At 67.9% G+C, this 17,462-nt stretch carries 13 protein-coding genes and 2 pseudogenes; 9 read left to right on the top strand and 6 right to left on the bottom strand.

Annotated elements, in window-relative coordinates; all coding sequences use genetic code 11:
* The first annotated feature begins 32 nt into the window (after positions 1 to 32).
* Positions 33 to 674: a transcriptional regulator FtsR gene (gene ftsR, locus ACZZ93_RS18100; RefSeq protein ID WP_463511769.1), complete on the top strand. Its 642-nt coding sequence runs from the start codon at positions 33 to 35 to the stop codon at positions 672 to 674.
* 99 nt (positions 675 to 773) lie between these two features.
* Complete coding sequence (locus tag ACZZ93_RS18105) at positions 774 to 1,319, top strand: MerR family transcriptional regulator (RefSeq protein WP_053096796.1); 546 nt, start codon at positions 774 to 776, stop codon at positions 1,317 to 1,319.
* A gap of 93 nt (positions 1,320 to 1,412) precedes the next feature.
* On the opposite strand, the pseudogene ACZZ93_RS18110 reads toward ACZZ93_RS18105, so the two are convergent.
* Positions 1,413 to 2,223: pseudogene (locus ACZZ93_RS18110) on the bottom strand (ParA family protein).
* 94 nt (positions 2,224 to 2,317) lie between these two features.
* On the opposite strand from ACZZ93_RS18110, the gene ACZZ93_RS18115 reads away from it, so the two are divergent.
* The gene (locus ACZZ93_RS18115) at positions 2,318 to 5,725 is read left to right on the top strand and encodes a pyruvate carboxylase (protein ID WP_463511706.1); all 3,408 of its coding nucleotides are present in this window, start codon (positions 2,318 to 2,320) and stop codon (positions 5,723 to 5,725) included.
* Positions 5,726 to 6,456: 731 nt separating this feature from the next.
* Here ACZZ93_RS18115 and ACZZ93_RS18120 read toward each other — a convergent pair.
* Entirely contained in the window at positions 6,457 to 6,672 is a 216-nt protein-coding gene (locus tag ACZZ93_RS18120; protein ID WP_463511707.1) for a hypothetical protein, read from the bottom strand.
* A 327-nt stretch (positions 6,673 to 6,999) separates the two neighbouring features.
* On the opposite strand from ACZZ93_RS18120, the gene ACZZ93_RS18125 reads away from it, so the two are divergent.
* Both ACZZ93_RS18125 and def read left to right on the top strand, forming a co-directional pair.
* On the top strand, positions 7,000 to 7,737 hold the full coding sequence (locus ACZZ93_RS18125; protein ID WP_463511708.1) for a MinD/ParA family ATP-binding protein: 738 nt from the start codon (positions 7,000 to 7,002) through the stop codon (positions 7,735 to 7,737).
* A pseudogene (def, locus tag ACZZ93_RS18130) lies at positions 7,737 to 8,227 on the top strand (peptide deformylase). The gene ACZZ93_RS18125 and the pseudogene def overlap by 1 nt, the downstream one beginning before the upstream one ends.
* 58 nt (positions 8,228 to 8,285) lie before the next feature.
* Here def and ACZZ93_RS18135 read toward each other — a convergent pair.
* The gene (locus tag ACZZ93_RS18135; protein ID WP_056278967.1) at positions 8,286 to 10,118 is read right to left on the bottom strand and encodes an AMP-dependent synthetase/ligase; all 1,833 of its coding nucleotides are present in this window, start codon (positions 10,116 to 10,118) and stop codon (positions 8,286 to 8,288) included.
* 151 nt (positions 10,119 to 10,269) lie between these two features.
* Here ACZZ93_RS18135 and ACZZ93_RS18140 point away from each other — a divergent pair, with 151 nt between their 5' ends.
* Positions 10,270 to 10,968, top strand: a complete 699-nt coding sequence (locus ACZZ93_RS18140; protein WP_053099163.1) for a lysophospholipid acyltransferase family protein — start codon at positions 10,270 to 10,272, stop codon at positions 10,966 to 10,968.
* A 37-nt stretch (positions 10,969 to 11,005) separates the two neighbouring features.
* A complete protein-coding gene (locus tag ACZZ93_RS18145) occupies positions 11,006 to 12,346 on the top strand; it encodes a class II 3-deoxy-7-phosphoheptulonate synthase (protein WP_053096786.1) in 1,341 nt (446 codons plus the stop codon).
* A 121-nt stretch (positions 12,347 to 12,467) separates the two neighbouring features.
* Here the strand turns inward: ACZZ93_RS18145 and pknB are convergent, their stop codons facing one another.
* Together pknB and ACZZ93_RS18155 are read right to left on the bottom strand one after the other, a co-directional pair.
* On the bottom strand, positions 12,468 to 14,414 hold the full coding sequence (pknB, locus tag ACZZ93_RS18150; protein WP_463496663.1) for a Stk1 family PASTA domain-containing Ser/Thr kinase: 1,947 nt from the start codon (positions 14,412 to 14,414) through the stop codon (positions 12,468 to 12,470).
* A 9-nt stretch (positions 14,415 to 14,423) separates the two neighbouring features.
* Positions 14,424 to 15,512: a LysM peptidoglycan-binding domain-containing protein gene (locus tag ACZZ93_RS18155; protein WP_463511770.1), complete on the bottom strand. Its 1,089-nt coding sequence runs from the start codon at positions 15,510 to 15,512 to the stop codon at positions 14,424 to 14,426.
* Between ACZZ93_RS18155 and ACZZ93_RS18160 the strand changes: the two genes are divergently transcribed.
* Both ACZZ93_RS18160 and ACZZ93_RS18165 read left to right on the top strand, forming a co-directional pair.
* Entirely contained in the window at positions 15,451 to 15,657 is a 207-nt protein-coding gene (locus ACZZ93_RS18160; RefSeq protein ID WP_463511788.1) for a hypothetical protein, read from the top strand. The two genes, ACZZ93_RS18155 and ACZZ93_RS18160, sit on opposite strands and share 62 nt — an antisense overlap.
* Before the next feature lie 251 nt (positions 15,658 to 15,908).
* Positions 15,909 to 16,253 (top strand): Rv2175c family DNA-binding protein, encoded by a 345-nt coding sequence (locus tag ACZZ93_RS18165; protein ID WP_332257703.1) that lies wholly within the window; start codon positions 15,909 to 15,911, stop codon positions 16,251 to 16,253.
* A gap of 26 nt (positions 16,254 to 16,279) precedes the next feature.
* On the opposite strand, the gene ACZZ93_RS18170 is transcribed toward ACZZ93_RS18165, so the two are convergent.
* Positions 16,280 to 17,380 carry a polyprenyl synthetase family protein gene (locus tag ACZZ93_RS18170; RefSeq protein WP_072591462.1) on the bottom strand — a complete coding sequence of 367 codons (1,101 nt, stop codon included), beginning with the start codon at positions 17,378 to 17,380 and terminating at the stop codon, positions 16,280 to 16,282.
* Between the last annotated feature and the right edge of the window lie 82 nt (positions 17,381 to 17,462).

The raw sequence follows: 17,462 nt of genomic DNA on the forward strand, positions 1-17,462 counted from the left end.
CCGCCCGCGAACGCTCAGCGTCCGCGGGCCTTCTGAGCATCGGGCAGGTGCTGGCCCGGCTCACGCCCGAGTTTCCCGAGCTCACCTCCAGCAAGCTCCGCTTCCTCGAGGTGCAGGGGATCGTCAGCCCGTCGCGCACGGAGTCCGGCTACCGCAAGTTCTCGCAGGCCGACATCGAGCGGCTGCGTCTCGGTCTCACGCTGCAGCGCGACCACTACCTGCCGCTCAGCATCATCCGCGAGCAGCTCGACGAGGCAGAGGCGAACGGTGAATCCGCGACCCTGGCTCCGCCGCCCTCGATCACGCCCACTCCCCGGCGCTACCGCCGAGGAGAGCTGCTGTCGGCAGCAGGCGCGGGCCCCCAGCTTCTCAACGACGCGATCAGCACCGGCGTGATCGTCGCGCAGGAGAGCTACCCCGAGTCGACCGTCACGCTGCTTCGCGGCCTGGTCGCCCTCGATCGCCACGGTATCGAGCCCCGCCACCTGCGCTCGCTGAGGCAGGGTGCCGAGCGAGAGGTTGCGCTGATCGAGTCTGCGATGTCCTCTCTGCTGCGTCGTACGGACGCCGCGTCGAGGGCGAAGGCGAGTGAGATGGCACCGAGCCTCGCCTCGAAGATCGACGAGGTGCGCTCGCTCTTCGTCAAGGACGCGCTCACCAGGTTGCTTTCGTAACGAACTGATTGCGACACACCTTCGGTGTCCCACGGATGTCATTGCCGGTGCCGGAGGCCTGCTCTAGCGTGGAGGTAACAGCTCCAGGGAGGATTTCAAATGAATGCGGATGAGCGTGCAGGCGACCCGCGGTTCGTGCCGGAACTCCTCTTCACCGACGGTCTGCCGGCGATGGACGACGAGGTCGGCTACCGCGGTGCGGTAGCGGCGCGGGCGGCTGGCATCACCTACCGGCAGCTGGACTACTGGGCTCGCACCGAGCTGGTGGAGCCCACGGTGCGCGGAGCCAGCGGTTCCGGGTCGCAGCGTCTCTACGGCTTTCGCGACATCCTCGTGCTCAAGCTCGTGAAGAGCCTTCTCGACACCGGCATCTCGCTGCAGCAGATCCGCACGGCGGTCGATGAACTCCGCCGCGCCGGCATCCGCGATCTCGCAGGAACGACGCTGATGAGCGACGGAGCCTCCGTCTACCTGTGCACCTCGAACGACGAGGTCATCGACCTGGTCAGTCGCGGTCAGGGAGTGTTCGGCATCGCTGTGGGCAAGGTCCTGCGCGAGGTCGAGTCGACGCTCGTCGAGTTCGATGCGACAGTGCCCGACCCGGTCGACGAGCTGTCGGCACGGCGCTCGAAGCGTTCCGCCTGAGCATTCGCCACCGAAGTCCCGCGAGCAGAGCCGCGCGACACGAAGAAACGGCCACCCTCGCGAGAGGATGGCCGTTCTGCTGTCCGGGGTGAGTCAGGCCTGCACGCCCGAGTCGGCGACCTGGATCCGGCCGGTGCGGATGATCCGGTCGAGCAGCTGATCGAAGTCGGAAGCGAGCTCCTGGGCCGAGTCGCCCGGCCAGATGTGGAGCGGCTTGGCTGCTCCCTGAGCCTGCTGCAGCGAGGTGCGCTCGGGCAGCTGGGGGAGAGCACGAGCGGACCGAACATGTCGCGCAGCTCCTTGATGCGGAACTGGTGCTCGATCGACTGGGGACGCACCCGGTTCACGACGATGCCGAGAGGCTGGAGTCGGGGGAGAGGCCGCGACGGATCTCTTCGATCGCGCGCAGCGCGCGGTCGGCCGCAGCCACGGAGAAGAGCCCGGGCTCTGTGACGACCATCACCCGATCGCTCGCTGCCCACGCGGTGCGGGTGAGGGCGTTCAGCGACGGGGCGCAGTCGATGAGGACGAGGTCGTAATCGGCCTCGACGGCAGCGAGCGCCTCTTCGAGCTTCCAGACGTCGCGCACGCTCGGGTGCGGGCCGTCGAAGTTGATCGCGGACGGGCTGCCGATCAGCACGTCGATGGTCCCGGGGTGCACCTTCGCCCAGCCGCTCGAGGTGATCGCCTGACGGACGACCTTCTCCTTCGGGTTCGCCAGGACATCGGCGATGTTGAGCCGACCTGCCACCTGGATGTCCATCCCGGTGGACACATCGGACTGTGGGTCGAGGTCGACGACGAGCGTTCGGACACCACGGGCGAAGGCTGCTGAGGCCAGGCCGAGTGTCACGGTCGTCTTGCCGACGCCTCCCTTGAGAGAGCTGACGCTGAGTACGTGCACGAACACCACGTTACCTTCCCCTAGGCTGGGTGCACACTCAGCCCCGCCCCATGCGCGCCGTATCCCGATGCGTATCGAGCTCCCAGAGGTGTGTATGTTCCAGAAGATCCTTGTGGCGAACCGCGGCGAGATCGCGATCCGTGCCTTCCGTGCGGCTTTCGAAGTCGGGGCCAGGACTGTGGCGGTGTTCCCGCACGAGGACCGTGGTTCGGTCCATCGGCTCAAGGCCGACGAGGCCTACGAGATCGGCGAACGCGGTCATCCGGTGCGCGCCTACCTCGACGTCGATGAGATCATCCGCGTCGCGAAGGATGCCGGGGCAGATGCGATCTACCCCGGATACGGCTTCCTCTCGGAGAACCCTGAGCTGGCCGAGAAGGCCGCCGCCAACGGCATCGTCTTCATCGGGCCCCCTGCGAAGGTCCTCGAGATGGCGGGCAACAAGGTCGAGGCCAAGCGTCATGCCATCGAGGCCGGCGTTCCGGTGCTCCGTTCGACGGAGGCGTCCGATGACATCGATGCACTCGTCGCCCAGGCCGCTGAGATCGGCTTCCCGCTGTTCGCGAAGGCCGTCGCCGGCGGTGGCGGACGCGGCATGCGACGCGTCGAGTCCGCAGGTGAGCTCGCTCCGGCACTCGCAGAGGCCATGCGCGAGGCCGCCAGCGCGTTCGGCGATCCGAGGATGTTCCTCGAGCAGGCTGTCCTTCGTCCCCGGCACATCGAAGTGCAGATCCTCGCCGACAAGACCGGCGAGACCGTGCACCTCTTCGAGCGGGACTGCTCCGTGCAGCGCCGTCACCAGAAGGTGGTGGAGATCGCCCCGGCACCGAACCTCGACGACGGCATCCGCACCGCGCTGCACGGCTACGCCGTCGCGTTCGCCCGTTCCATCGGATACGAGAACGCGGGAACGGTCGAGTTCCTGCTCGAGACCGCGGGGGAGCGCACCGGCGAGGTCGTCTTCATCGAGATGAATCCGCGCATCCAGGTCGAGCACACGGTCACCGAGGAGGTGACCGACGTCGATCTCGTGCAGAGTCAGATGCGCATCGCGGCCGGACAGACGCTCGCGGAGCTCGGTCTCGAGCAGAAGGATCTCCATGTGCGGGGAGCTGCGCTGCAGTGCCGCATCACGACGGAGGATCCCACTCAGGGGTTCCGTCCCGACACCGGCAAGATCACCACATACCGCTCACCGGGTGGCGCAGGGATCCGGCTCGACGGCGGCACCGTCCATCAGGGCGCGCAGATCAGCCCGCACTTCGACTCGATGCTCGCGAAGCTGACCTGCCGTGGTCGCGACTACCCTGCTGCGGTGGCGCGCGCGCGGCGCGCGTTGGCGGAGTTCCGCATCCGCGGTGTCTCGACGAACATCCCGTTCCTGCAGGCGCTGCTCGAGGATGACGCGTTCATCGCCGGCGACGTGAGTACGTCCTTCATCGACGAGCGTCCCGACCTGCTGCGCGGACGCGAGTCGAAGGATCGCGGTACCCGGATCCTGAACTGGCTGGTGGACGTGACGGTCAACAAGCCCCACGGCATCCACCCCGGCTCGTTGGATCCGCGGGCCAAGCTTCCGGCCGTGGACCTGTCCGCCACCCCGGCATCCGGTTCGCGGCAGCGCCTGCTCGAGCTGGGACCGGAGGGCTTCGCGAAGAGCCTCCGCGCGCAGAGTGCCCTCGCCATCACGGACACGACCTTCCGTGATGCGCACCAGTCGCTCCTGGCCACCCGGGTGCGCACGAGGGATCTCGTCGCGGTCGCACCGCACATCGCCAGGCTGACGCCGGAGCTGTTCTCGGTCGAGGCCTGGGGAGGTGCCACCTACGACGTCGCTCTGCGCTTCCTGGGCGAAGACCCCTGGGAGCGTCTCGACAAGCTGCGGGCCGCCCTTCCGAACGTCGCGATCCAGATGCTTCTCCGGGGACGCAACACCGTGGGCTACACGCCCTACCCGACGGCGGTCACCGAAGCGTTCGTGAAGGAGGCGGCGGCGAGCGGGGTCGACATCTTCCGGATCTTCGATGCCCTCAACGACATCGAGCAGATGCGCCCAGCGATCGACGCGGTGCGGAACACGGGTACGGCCATAGCCGAGGTGGCGCTCTGCTACACCGGCGACCTGCTGAACCCGGCCGAGGACCTGTACACCCTCGACTACTACCTGAATCTCGCCGAGCAGATCGTCGGGGCCGGCGCGCACATCCTGGCGATCAAGGACATGGCGGGCCTCCTGCGTCCTGCGGCGGCGGCGAAACTCGTCACCGCGCTGCGCGAGCGCTTCGATCTGCCCGTGCATCTGCACACGCACGACACCCCCGGCGGACAGCTCGCCACCCTGCTCGCCGCCAGCGCGGCGGGTGTGGATGCGGTCGACGCGGCATCCGCTCCGCTTTCCGGCACGACCAGCCAGCCCTCGCTCTCTTCTCTCGTCGCCGCGCTCGCGCACACGGATCGGGACAGCGGCATCTCGCTCGACAGCGTCTCGAACCTCGAGCCGTACTGGGAGGCGGTCCGCCGGATGTACGCGCCGTTCGAATCCGGACTTCCGGGCCCCACAGGCCGGGTCTACCACCACGAGATCCCGGGCGGCCAGCTGTCGAACCTGCGTCAGCAGGCGAAGGCGCTCGGCCTCGCAGAGGACTTCGAGCTGATCGAGGACATGTACGCCGCCGCCGATCGGATCCTCGGCCGGGTTCCCAAGGTGACCCCCTCGTCGAAGGTGGTCGGCGATCTCGCGCTGCACCTGGCAGCGGTGAAGGCGGACCCCGCCGATTTCGAGGCGAACCCCGAGAAGTACGACGTGCCCGACTCCGTCGTCGGGTTCATGGCGGGTGAACTCGGCGACCTCCCGGGCGGATGGCCCGAGCCCTTCCGCACCAAGGTTCTGGCGGGACGGTCGGTGCGCACAGGCATGACGGAGATCTCGGCCGACGATGAGGCGGCCCTCGCAGGTGACGGTGCGACCCGTCGGGCGAGACTGAACACGCTGCTGTTCCCCGCGCCGATGCGCGAGTTCACCGAGCGACGCGACGTGTTCGGCGATCTCTCGGTGCTCGACACGGCCGACTACATCTACGGTCTCGTCCAAGGACAGGAGCACGTCGTCGAGATCGATCGCGGCGTCCAGCTGTACGTGGGGCTCGAAGCCATCGGCGATGCGGACGACAAGGGCATGCGCACCGTCATGACGACGCTCAACGGTCAGCTGCGACCGGTGTTCGTGCGCGACAGATCGGTGGCAGTGGACGTGCACGAGATCGAGAAGGCCGACACCTCGGTGCCCGGTCAGGTGGCCGCACCGTTCTCGGGCGTCGTGACGCTCAAATCGGAAGTCGGTGACTCGGTGCGCGCCGGCGAACCGGTCGCATCCATCGAGGCGATGAAGATGGAGGCCGCCATCACGGCCCCTGTCGACGGTGTGGTCGAGCGCCTCGCGATCGGTGCGACGCAACAGGTCGAGGCCGGCGATCTTTTGGTCGTGATCCGCCCGGCGCACTAATCTTGTGCGGGCGAGGCCGCGTTCGACGCAACGCACCCGAGGCCCGCACAAGCTTGGAGTGACACAGTGACCCCGAAGAACGTGGCAGACAACCCGGACGATGAGTCCAGAGGGGTCCTCGACGACGCGACGTCGTTGGACACCTCGGCGATCGGGATCCTCGGCACCGCGCAGGTGAGCGTGGTGTTGCCGACCGACGATGACGACGACCTGGAAGACGACGGCGTCATCGAGGGCGAGGTCGTCGCCGATCTGATCGTCGACGAGCCCGTCGCCGCGGCGAAGGCTGCGGCGGAGATCGCACCGGCACCGCTCGGTGCGGCGCCGATGATCATCGAGCTGCCGCCGGAGCCCGCGAAGAAAGAGATCCAGCGACCCGAAGTCGAAGCGGAAGCAGAGCCCCAGGCGGAGCCTGAGCCTGCGGTAGAGCCTGAGTCTGAGGTCGAGCCTGAGTCCGCAGTCGAGCTTGAGCCTGAGCCTGAGCTCGAAGTTGAGCCTGAGGTCGAGCCCGAGCCTGAGCCTGAGGTCGAGCCCGAGCCCGAGCCCGAGCCTGAGCCTGAGCCTGAGGTCGAGTCTGAGGTCGAGTCTGAGGTCGAGCCTGAATCTGAGGTCGAGTCTGAGTCTGAGGTCGAGCGTGAAATCGAGCCCGAGCCCGAGCCCGAGCCCGAGCCCGAGCCCGAGCCCGCGGTCGCTCCCGCGACCGAATCGCAGTCGGAGACCGAACAGGACGCTCAGCCCGAGCCCCGGCGCACGCGTGAAAGCACTCCGGTGACTGCATCAGCCACGGATGCCGGCGCCGTTCCGTCCGCCAAGCCGGCTGCAGCGCCTGCTGACGCCGTCGCCGCGGAGGAGGCCGCTGCCGCCGCGGCGTTCATCGCGAAGGCGAAGGCGGACTTCGACGCCGCGCCGACCTCGAGGAGAGCGTCGGCGGCATCATCTCTCGCCAAGAAGGAGACTTCGGCAATGGACGCACAGAAGCCCAGGAACGCCGCGGCACCCGCGACTCGATCGACCCGTGCCGACGTGCAGCTCTCGTCGAAGCGTCTGGACGACCTCGGCGACTCCTCTCGCGAGAGCGCCGACCTCCTCACCGCCGACCGACTGCTCGATCCGCACCGTCTCACCAAGCCCGAACCCGAAGGAGCGTGGAGTCACTTCCTCTACGCCATCTCGGGGCGTCGGATCAACATCGGTGACGGACGCCGCGCCCGCGAGCGGAAGGCTCTGAGCGCGCGGATCGCCGCTCCGATCGTCGGGGAGCCCGGTTCGTCCCTGTGCTGTCGCGGAAGGGCGGAGTCGGCAAGACGACGATCACCGCTCTGCTGGGCATGGCCCTCGCCGACGCCAGGGACGATCGCGTCATCGCGGTCGACGCCAACCCCGACCGCGGCACCCTCGCCGAGCGCGTGGTGCGGCCGCACCACAACAAGTCGGTGCGCGACCTCGTTCGCATCCATGACGAGGTCAGGGGGTATCACGACATCTCTGCGATCGTCGCGCGAGATGCCACCCGCCTCGACGTGCTCGCGTCCGACTCGGATCCTCGGATCGCCGAGGCGTTCAGCGACAGCGACTATCGCGACGTGGCAGGCGTCGCCGCGCACTACTACTCGCTCGTGCTCACGGACACCGGAACAGGCATCGTGCACTCGGTCATGTCGGCCACGCTCGATCTGGCCGATCAGATCGTGATCGTGTCGGGGCTGAGCGTCGACGAGGCGCGGCTGGCGTCGGAGACGCTGACCTGGCTCGAGAGCAACGGATACGCGGAGCAGGCCCGCGAGGCGGTCGTGGTGCTGAACCAGTCGACGCCCGGCGCCCCGCTGGTGCGCCTCAACGAGCTCGAAGCGCATTTCGGCACGAGGGCGAAGCATGTGGTGCGGATGCCGTACGACTCGCAGATCGCCGGGGGCGGGACCATCGTCTTCGCCAATCTCCAGCCTGAGACACGGGTGGCGGCACGGGAACTGGCTGCGCTGCTCGTCGAAGGTCTGCGGGCGAAGGGCGCCTGATGGCGGTCCGTGAGATCCGGGTCTTCGGTGACCCCGTGCTTCGCACCGTCTGCGCACCGATCGACCGTATCGACGAGGGGGTGCGCGCGCTCGTCGCCGATCTGATCGACACCGTCGAGCTGCCTGGCCGTGCCGGTGTCGCGGCTCCGCAGATCGGCGTCGCGCTCCGCGCCTTCAGTTACAACATCGACGGTGACATCGGTTACGTGCTCAATCCCGTCCTGACCGAGGTCCGGGGTGAGCCGGTGCCCACGGGGAGGGCTGCCTGTCGGTTCCCGGCCTGTGGCACGACGCCCTGCGACACCCGTGGGCCCGCGTCGAGGGCATCGACCTCGACGGTGAGCCGGTGGTGCTCGAAGGAAGCGGTCTGCTGGCGCAGGCGCTTCAGCACGAGACCGATCACCTCGATGGGAAGCTCTACCTCACGAGGCTGGATGCCGAGACCCGCAAGCGTGCGATGCGCGAGGTCAGAGAGAGCGCGTGGTTCTGATCCTCGGACACTGAGAAAGGCCCCGCCGGAGCGGGGCCTTTCTGCTGTCTCGCGAGCCTCAGCCGCCGATCGCGACGTTGGTCGTCGAGACGGGTTCGTCGTAGATGGCAGCGATCTCGTCGGCGAAGTCGCTCATGATCACGTTGCGCTTGATCGACAGCTTCGGAGTGAGGTGACCGGAGGCCTCGGTCCACTCGCTGTCGAGAACGGTGAACTTGCGGATGGACTCCGCGCGCGAAACGCGGGCGTTGGCGGCATCGACCGCCTTCTGGATCTCGGCACGGACGGCATCGTTCGTGGCGGCCTCGGCGAGCGACATCTCCTTCGGGAGGCCGGCGTTGCCGAGCCAGGTCGGAAGCATCTCGGGATCCAGCGTGATGAGCGCGGAGATGAACGGACGCTGGTCGCCGACGACGACGACCTGTCCGATGATCGGATTCGCGCGGATCGGGTCTTCCAGCGCGGCCGGCGCGACGTTCTTTCCGCCGGCCGTGACGATGATCTCCTTCTTGCGACCGGTGATGGTCAGGAAGCCCTCGGAGTCGAAGCTGCCGATGTCGCCCGTGTGGAACCAGCCCCCGTCGCTGAACGCCTCTGCGGTCGCCTCGGGGTTGTTCCAGTACTCCTTGAAGACGTTGATGCCGCGGACCTGGATCTCACCGTCGTCCGCGAGTCGCACACCCACACCGGGGAGCGCGGGGCCGACGGTGCCGATCTTCGACTTGTCGGCCAGGTTCACGGTCGCCGGAGCAGTCGTCTCGGTGAGACCGTATCCCTCGAGGATCACGACGCCGAGGCTGTGGAAGAAGTGGCCCAGACGTGAACCGAGGGGAGCGGAGCCCGACACCGCGTAGACGACTCTGCCGCCCATGGCTTCACGCAGCTTGCTGTAGACGAGCTTGTTGAAGAGTGCGAACTTGAGCTTCGTCCCGATCGGGATGCTCTTGCCCTCCTCGACGAGCTTCGAGTGCTGGATGGCGACGTCCGCGGCGGCGCGGAAGATCTTCCCCTTCCCACCGGCCTCGGCCTTCTGCTCAGCAGAGTTGTAGACCTTCTCGAAGACGCGCGGCACGGCGAGGAGGTAGGTCGGCTTGAACGACCCGAGCGCCGGCAGCAGCTGTCGAGTGTCGGGCTGGTGTCCGGTGCGCACGCCGGCGTGGATGTTGAGGATCGAGATGAAGCGCGCGAACACGTGCGCTGTCGTGATGAAGAGCAGCGTGGAGGAACCCGGTGTCTGAACCACTGCGTCGAGTGCCGTCGCGGAATTGCGGCACAGCTCGACGAAGTTGCTGTGTGTGAGGACGCAGCCCTTGGGGCGGCCGGTCGACCCCGAGGTGTAGATGAGGGTGGCGATGTCAGAACCGACGGCGATGTTGCGGAGACGCTCGATCTCGGCATCGGTGACGGATGCCCCCTGGGCGGTCAGCGAATCGATCGCTCCGAGGTGCAGCTGCCATACCTCGCGGAGCAGCGGGAGGTCGCCGCGCACCTCGTCGAGCCGCGCGAAGTGCTCCGGCGACTCGACCACGAGGGCGATGGCACCGGAATCCTCGAGGATCCACTGGATCTGCGAAGGAGAGCTGGTCTCGTAGATCGGGACCATCACGGCGCCGGCGTAGAACAGCGCGAAGTCGACGAGAGTCCACTCGTAGGTCGTGCGTGCGAGGAAGCCCACCTTCTCACCCGGCTGGATGCCCGCGGCGACGAAGCCCTTGGCCAGCGCGATGACCGCGGTCTCGAAGTCGGCTGCGGTGATGTCGCGCCATCCGTCGCCATCGGGCACTGCGAAGAGGGGGCGATCGGGAGTCGCCTGGACGCGCTTCGCCAGCAGGTCGGCGATGTTCGCGTCTGGGTCGGCGGGGACGACGGCGGGGACTTCAAACTGGACCACGGCAGCTCCTTCGGTACCGGTCGGGCACTGGGTTGCACACGAGTCTAGAGCATGACACTCGGTCGCATATCAGGTGACACTCAGTCGCCGATCGGGTCTCGCGAGACCGGGGCTGTGGCGGATGCCGAGCACGACGCTAGACTTCACCTCGATGTTCTACTGGCTGATGAAGTACGTGGCGATCGGTCCCGTGGTCAAAGCGATATTCCGACCATGGGTGGTCGGGCGCGCGAACATCCCGGCGAACGGCGCGGCGATCCTCGCCAGCAACCACCTCTCCTTCGCCGATTCCATCTTCCTGCCGCTGATGATCGACCGACCGATGTCGTTCCTCGCCAAGAGTGACTACTTCACCGGACGCGGGATCAAGGGCTGGGCCACCAAGTTCTTCATGAAGGCGACGGGGCAGATCCCGATCGACCGCTCCGGCGGCAAGGCGTCCGAGGCCTCTCTCAACACCGGCCTGCAGGTCCTCGGACGCGGCGACCTGCTCGGCATCTATCCGGAGGGCACGCGGAGCCCCGACGGCCGGCTCTACCGTGGCCGCACGGGCATCGCCCGGATGGCGATGGAGGCGAAGGTCCCGGTGATCCCGGTGATCATGGTCGACACCGACACCGCGATGCCCATCGGGCAGCGCCTGCCGCGCGTGGTGCGGGTCGGGATCGTCATCGGAGAGCCCCTGGACTTCTCCCGCTACGCGGGCATGGAGAACGATCGCTACATCCTCCGCTCGGTCACGGACGAGATCATGGTCGCCCTCCAGCGACTGGGTGAACAGCAGTACGACGACGTGTACGCATCGACCGTGAAGGACCGGCTCCCGGCCCGCGTCACACAGCGCTCCTGAGGCATCCCGGCTTCGTCGCGAGCACTAGGCTGGACACATGCTCCAGCACCACATCGACGCGCTTGATGCGTGGCGCTCGCTCCCGATCAAACAGCAGCCTCAGTGGCTCGACGCAGAGCGTGTCTCCGAGGTCTCCACGCAGATCTCGACGCTCCCGCCCCTGGTGTTCGCCGGCGAGGTCGACAACCTCCGCGATCGTCTTGCGCGAGCAGCGTCCGGCAAGGCGTTCCTGCTGCAGGGCGGCGACTGCGCAGAGACCTTCGCGGGTGCCACCGCCGACCAGATCCGCAACAGGATCAAGACGGTCCTGCAGATGGCCGTGGTGCTGACGTACGGCGCATCGATGCCCGTGGTGAAGATGGGTCGCATGGCCGGCCAGTTCGCGAAGCCGCGGTCGAGCGACACCGAGACCCGTGGCGATGTCACGCTTCCCGCCTACCGCGGCGACATCGTGAACGGCTACGACTTCACCGAGGCGTCCCGCCGAGCCGATCCCGGCCGCCTGCTGCAGGGATACCACACGGCCGCGTCGACGCTGAACCTCATCCGCGCGTTCACGCAGGGTGGCTTCGCCGATCTGCGCGAGGTGCACTCGTGGAACAAGGGCTTCGCGCAGAACCCGGCGAACCAGCGCTACGAGCGCATGGCGGCCGAGATCGACCGGGCCATCAAGTTCATGGAGGCGGCCGGCGCCGACTTCGACGAGCTCACCCGCGTCGAGTTCTTCACCGGGCACGAGGGCCTGCTGATGGACTACGAGCGCCCGATGACCCGCATCGACTCCCGTACGGACACGCCGTTCAACACCTCGGCGCACTTCCTGTGGATCGGGGAGCGCACGCGCGAGCTCGACGGTGCGCACGTCGACTACTTCTCGAAGATCCGCAACCCCATCGGCGTGAAGCTCGGTCCGACCACGTCGCCCGATACGGCGCTCGCGCTGATCGACAAGCTCGACCCCGACCGCGAGCCGGGCCGTCTGACGTTCATCACGCGCATGGGCGCGGGCAAGATCCGCGACGCGCTGCCGCCGCTGCTCGAGGCCGTCCGCGACTCGGGCGCGCAGCCGCTGTGGGTCACCGACCCCATGCACGGCAACGGCATCACGACGCCCACGGGGTACAAGACGCGTCGCTTCGATGATGTCGTCGATGAGGTCCGCGGCTTCTTCGAGGCGCACCGGGCCGTGGGCACGTTCCCCGGCGGCATCCACGTCGAGCTCACCGGTGACGACGTCACCGAGTGCCTGGGCGGATCCGAGCACATCGACGAGGCCGCCCTCGCGACCCGCTACGAGAGCCTGTGCGACCCGCGTCTCAACCACATGCAGTCGCTCGAGCTCGCCTTCCTCGTGGCCGAAGAGCTCGAGAAGCGCTGACCACGATCCATCAGACAGAAGGGTCCTCTCCGTAGTCGGAGAGGACCCTTCTGTCTGGCGGCTGCGACAGGCGGCCGACGGCGTGCGGCCGCGGACGATAGGGGCGGGAACCGCCCGCCTCCTAGAACGCGCTGCTGCGGATCTGGAGGGTGATCTCGGTGCCCTTCGGGCGCTGCGCGCCGGCACCCGGATCGGACCCGCTGACCTCGGTGAAGTCGTTGGGGAAAGCGTTCCAGATGCCGTTCCAGGTCGGTTCGAAACCGGCATTCCGGATCACCTGGGCGGCCTCGTCGCGGCTCATCCCCTCGACCTCGGGCACGGGGAACAGTTCGGGTCCCTTCGAGACGATCAGCTGAACGGTATCGCCGGGGCGCCGATTGCCCTCTTCGGTGCGGTCGGTGACGCCGATGACGACATCCTTCGCGACCGAGTCGCTGAAGACGAACTGTGACTCCGGGTTGACCTCGACGCCCTTGTCGCGCAGCGTGTTCGTCGCCTGATCGACGCTCATTCCTGCGACATCGGGGAACGCGCCGGCGGAGACGTACAGCTCGACCGTGTCGTCCTCGCGCAGCTCGCAGCCCTCGGCGCACGCATAGACCTCGCCGCCGTCGCGAGGCGTCACGAAGGCGTTGATCACGCGCCCGGCCTCGGCGTCGGAGAAGAGCTGCAGGGAGGTCTCTGTGACGTTGATCCTGATGTCCGCGAGGTAGTCGCGAGCTTCCTGCTCGGTCTTGCCGTTGAGGGTCTCTACTGTGTGCGACGCCGGACCCGAGGACACGAAGACGGTGATCTCGGTGCCCTTGTCGAGGCGTTCGCCCTCGCCGGGGTCCGTACGGATCGTCTCACCGGCGGCGATGTCGATGGAGCTCTCCTCGCCGCGCACCGGCACGAAGCCCTCTGCAGTCAACGCCGATGCGGCGTCGTCGTACGACAGACCGGCCACCCCGGGGACGGCGACGAGTGAACCAGGACCGGACCCGAACCACCAGCCGACACCACCGGCGACGGTCGCGAGAAGCAGCACCAGCGTCAGAAGGAACGCTCCGCGCGCGCGACGTCGTGATGAGCGGCGACGCAGGAGCGTCGCGTTGTCGACGGCAGCCGTGACCGGGGCGGTCGGGTCGGCGATGACCATCGTGCTCGGCATGACCTTGGTGAGGTCCGCGGAGTCGGCCTGCGAGCGCTGCGACGTCGTCGCAGCGGCGACGGCGGGTGCGATCCCGAGCCCGCGCTCGATCTCGCGCAGTCGCTCCAGCATCTGCTGCGCATCGTCGGGACGCTCATCCGGCGATTTCTCCGTGGCCCAGAGCACGAGTTCGTCGAGCTCCTCCGGCACGCCGGGATTGCGCACGCTCGGGCGCGGCACGGACTCGGTGGCGTGCTGGAAGGCGATCTGCATGGGCTGCTCGCCCTTGTACGGCTGTTCGCCGACGAGCATCTCGTACAGCATGATGCCCAGCGCGTAGATGTCGCTCCTGGCGTCGGCAGTGCCGCGAGTGACGAGCTCGGGTGCGAGATAGGCGATGGTTCCGAGCAGCTGCTGTCCGGTGGCCGTGTTCGCGGTGGTCGCACGGGCGAGACCGAAGTCGCCGATCTTGATGCGTCCGTCTTCGGCCAGCAGCACGTTCTCGGGCTTCACGTCACGGTGCACGATCCCGGCTCGGTGCGCTGCGGAGAGGCCGGCGAGGACGGCATCCATGATGGTGATCGTCTGCGGGATCGTGAGCCGCTTCTGCTCGCGCAGCAGTTCGCGCAGCGTGATGCCGGGAAGGTACTCCATCACCAGGTATGCGAGTTCGCCGTCCTGGCCCTGGTCGAACACGTTGACGACGTGGGGATCGGCCAGCCGCGCGGCAGCTCGTGCCTCTTGGATGAACCGGCTCTGGAAGGCGGAGTCGTCGCTCAGGTGCGCGTGCATGACCTTCAGAGCGATGCGCCGCTCGAGGCGGAGATCGGTGGCGACATAGACGGTCGCCATGCCTCCCCGGGCGATTCGGGCGCGCACGCGGTACCGACCGTCGACAAGCCGCCCGATGAGGGGGTCGGCCTGCTGATTGGTCGTCACGTCAAGATTCTATGGAGAACTGCCTGAAAGCCCCGGGAGCGGCTCGCCCCTTGCACCTGCGGGTTTGCCCGGAAGCGCGTCACCCGTGGACACCGAGCCACTGGTGGGCCTGGGTCTCCCACTGGCCGTAACGATCGGGATACGCGGAGATCTGGACGGCCTGCGCGGCATCCGTGAATGACATGCTCTCCCAGCCCGAGATGTCGAAGAGCCCCCGGGAGGCCTGCCCGTTCGGGTCCGACGAGCCGCCGAAGAAGACACGGGTGCTCCGGTCGGCGTCGACAGCCTGCTCGGGCGAACCCCAGCCCATGCTGGGGCGCTGCTGGAAGAGGCCGAGGGAGTCGCGGTCACCCCATGACAGATTGCGCATGCTGGATTCGACCATGGCGGTGGCGAGAGCGATCGCGATGGCGCGGTCGGGCGCGCCGAGCTCGCGTCCGACGCGGATGATGAGCGAGGCGTTCGCGGCCTGTTCGGCGTCGAGGTTCGCGAACAGCTGGGGAGGGGCGTGGCCGCCGCCGGGGCGGGCATCGGAGCCGGAGCCGGCGCTGGCGCCGCCGCGACGGTCAGCGACTGGCCGGGGTAGATGATGGCTCCGGAACCCAGGCCGTTCAGCGCGAGGAGCTGCGCGACGGTCGTGCCGTACTTCTTCGCGATGGCGAACAGGGTGTCTCCTGCGGCGACAGCGTGCGCCTGGCCACCGGTCGCGGTCGGAGCGGGGGCGGCTGTCTGCGCGGGGGTTGCCGGCGGTGCGGCCGACGGAGCTGACTCGCCGCTGAGCGCGAGCTGCTGGCCGGGGTAGATCACGGACGACCGGTCAAGGCCGTTCGCGGCGAGAACAGCGTCGACGCTCGTCCCGTGCTTCTGCGCGATGCCGAACACGGTCTCGCCGGCGACGACGGTGTGCGTCGCCGTCGGAGCCGCCTGAACCGGGGCCGGGGCCGGCGAGGGGGCGCTCGCTCCTGCCAACGACAGCGTCTGCCCCGGGTAGATCACCGAACGCCAACTGAGTCCGTTCCAAGCCAGGACATCGACGGTGCGCAGACCGAACCGGTTCGCGATCGACGAGATCGTGTCGCCTGGCCGCACCGTGTACACGGCAGGAGGCGCCTCGGTCGGCGCGATCCGCGTCGGCGTCGCCTGCAGTCGTTCGATCGGAGACGAGACCGCGTCGGCGGATGCGGGGGTGGCAGCGATCCCCGCAGACAGCGTGCCCAAGAGGGCGGCGGGCACCCCGAGCTGAAGAGTGCGCGTTCGTCGCGCGACGGCAGGCGTTCTCACGGGGATCCCCTTGTTCGGCGTCCGCCCACGCTGACACGGATGTAAACGGATGTCAACAGGAGTGACGGATGGTGCGGATGGTGCCGATGTGAACCGAAGCCCCGATCGGAAAGTGCGATCAGCGCTCAGAGGTGAGATAGTTGCAACGTGTCTGTGCCGTCTGAAAGCAACCCGTCTGAAACCTCGCAGCCCGAGGCTGCGTCCGCGAACGCCGTGAGCGCCGCCGGCGTCACCGCCACCGAGTGGCTCACGATGCCCGACCTCGTGGAGGTCCTCGACGAGGCCCTCGGTCGTGTGCGCAGGCTCATCGACGAGCACTACCTCGTCGGCTCGCGCCGCTCCGGCGTGTTCGCGGTTCCGTCGGTGTTCATCGTCGACAACCACCCGCTGCCCTCGCTGCGAGGCACGATCATCGTGCTGCAGGATGCGGGCTTCTCCGACGACGAGGTCATCGACTGGCTCCTCGCTCCCGAGGAGGAACTGGGTCGCTCGCCGATCGATGCGCTCCTGGCCGGACACAAGAGTGCTGTCCGCAGGGTCGCCCGCACCCTCGCCTGAACCGAGGTCTCTGAAGCGGTTCGCGCTCAGGCCGAGCGCACCGTCGCAGCGCGTGCGAGGTCGCGCAGGTCTCCGACAGCGGTGGTGTCGAGCCGCGCTCCGGAGAGAGCGCGATCTGCTTCCCGCGCATAGTCGTCGATCATCCGCTCCACGCGCTCCAGGGCGCCGGAGGCCGTGATCGTCGCCTGGAGGAATGCGACCTGCTCGCTGGTGAGGTCGGGATCGCCGAGCATCTCATCGAACAGGGTGCGAGCGGACGCGTCGAGAGTCTGCCTCGTCAGAGCGACCAGCACGGTGCGCTTGCCCTCGCGCAGGTCGTCACCGGCAGGTTTGCCGGTCACGGCGGCGTCGCCGTAGACGCCGAGCAGGTCGTCGCGCAGCTGGAAGGCCATCCCGACCGGATGGCCGAACTCGCGAAGCGCCAGAAGCTGGTCCTCGTCGGCATCCGCGATCGCTGCTCCGAGCACGAGGGGCTGCTCGATGCTGTACCTCGCGGATTTGAGGGAGACGACGCGAAGCGCACGCTCGACATGCGAGTCCGTGGCGTGGACGCTCCAGGCGGACTCCTCCGCGATGTCGAGGAATTGGCCCACGGTGACGTCCCGGCGCATCCGTCCGTATTCGCGGCGGACCGCCGAGGCATGGGGGAGCGGCTCGATCGCCTCCTCGAGGAGGTCGTCGCTCCAGGCCACCAGCAGGTCACCGAGCAGGATCGCCGACGAGCGACCGAAGGCGGCGGGGTCGCCTCGCCATCCGGCTGCGACGTGCGCGCCTTCGAGTGCGCGGTGGGCCGCCGGACGTCCCCGCCTCGTGTCGGAGTTGTCGATCAGGTCGTCGTGCACCAGTGCGGCCGACTGGAAGATCTCCAGAGCCGCACAGACGTCCCAGAGGCCCGTCGATTCCTCGGCGTCGCGGTCGCGGAAACGTGCGACCGACTGCCATCCCGCGTGGCAGAAACGGGCCCGCAGGCGCTTGCCACCCACCAGGGTGTCGGCTGCCGAGTCGATCAGGCCCTCGGCATCCGGGCCGTATTCGGCCGACTCGCCTCGCATCCGGTCGAGGAAGAGGCGCAGGCGTGCGGCGACGGCGTCGGAGACAAATGAGGGGGACGGCACGACTCCCAGCATACGTAAAGCCAACGGAGGCCCTTGAAGCTAGCCCGCAGCGGCATACCGCGCGTAGAATGGACGGACGAATACCCGAGGGGGA

This window comes from Microbacterium sp. AC026, from assembly GCF_979258475.1.

What these genes read in the sequence shown, in the direction of transcription:
- ACZZ93_RS18170 (WP_072591462.1), bottom strand. Translation starts at nt 17,380, where the DNA reads ATGCTGGGAGTCGTGCCGTCCCCCTCATTTGTCTCCGACGCCGTCGCC.
- ACZZ93_RS18115 (WP_463511706.1), top strand. Translation starts at nt 2,318, where the DNA reads ATGTTCCAGAAGATCCTTGTGGCGAACCGCGGCGAGATCGCGATCCGT.
- ACZZ93_RS18140 (WP_053099163.1), top strand. Translation starts at nt 10,270, where the DNA reads ATGTTCTACTGGCTGATGAAGTACGTGGCGATCGGTCCCGTGGTCAAA.
- ACZZ93_RS18145 (WP_053096786.1), top strand. Translation starts at nt 11,006, where the DNA reads ATGCTCCAGCACCACATCGACGCGCTTGATGCGTGGCGCTCGCTCCCG.
- ACZZ93_RS18105 (WP_053096796.1), top strand. Translation starts at nt 774, where the DNA reads ATGAATGCGGATGAGCGTGCAGGCGACCCGCGGTTCGTGCCGGAACTC.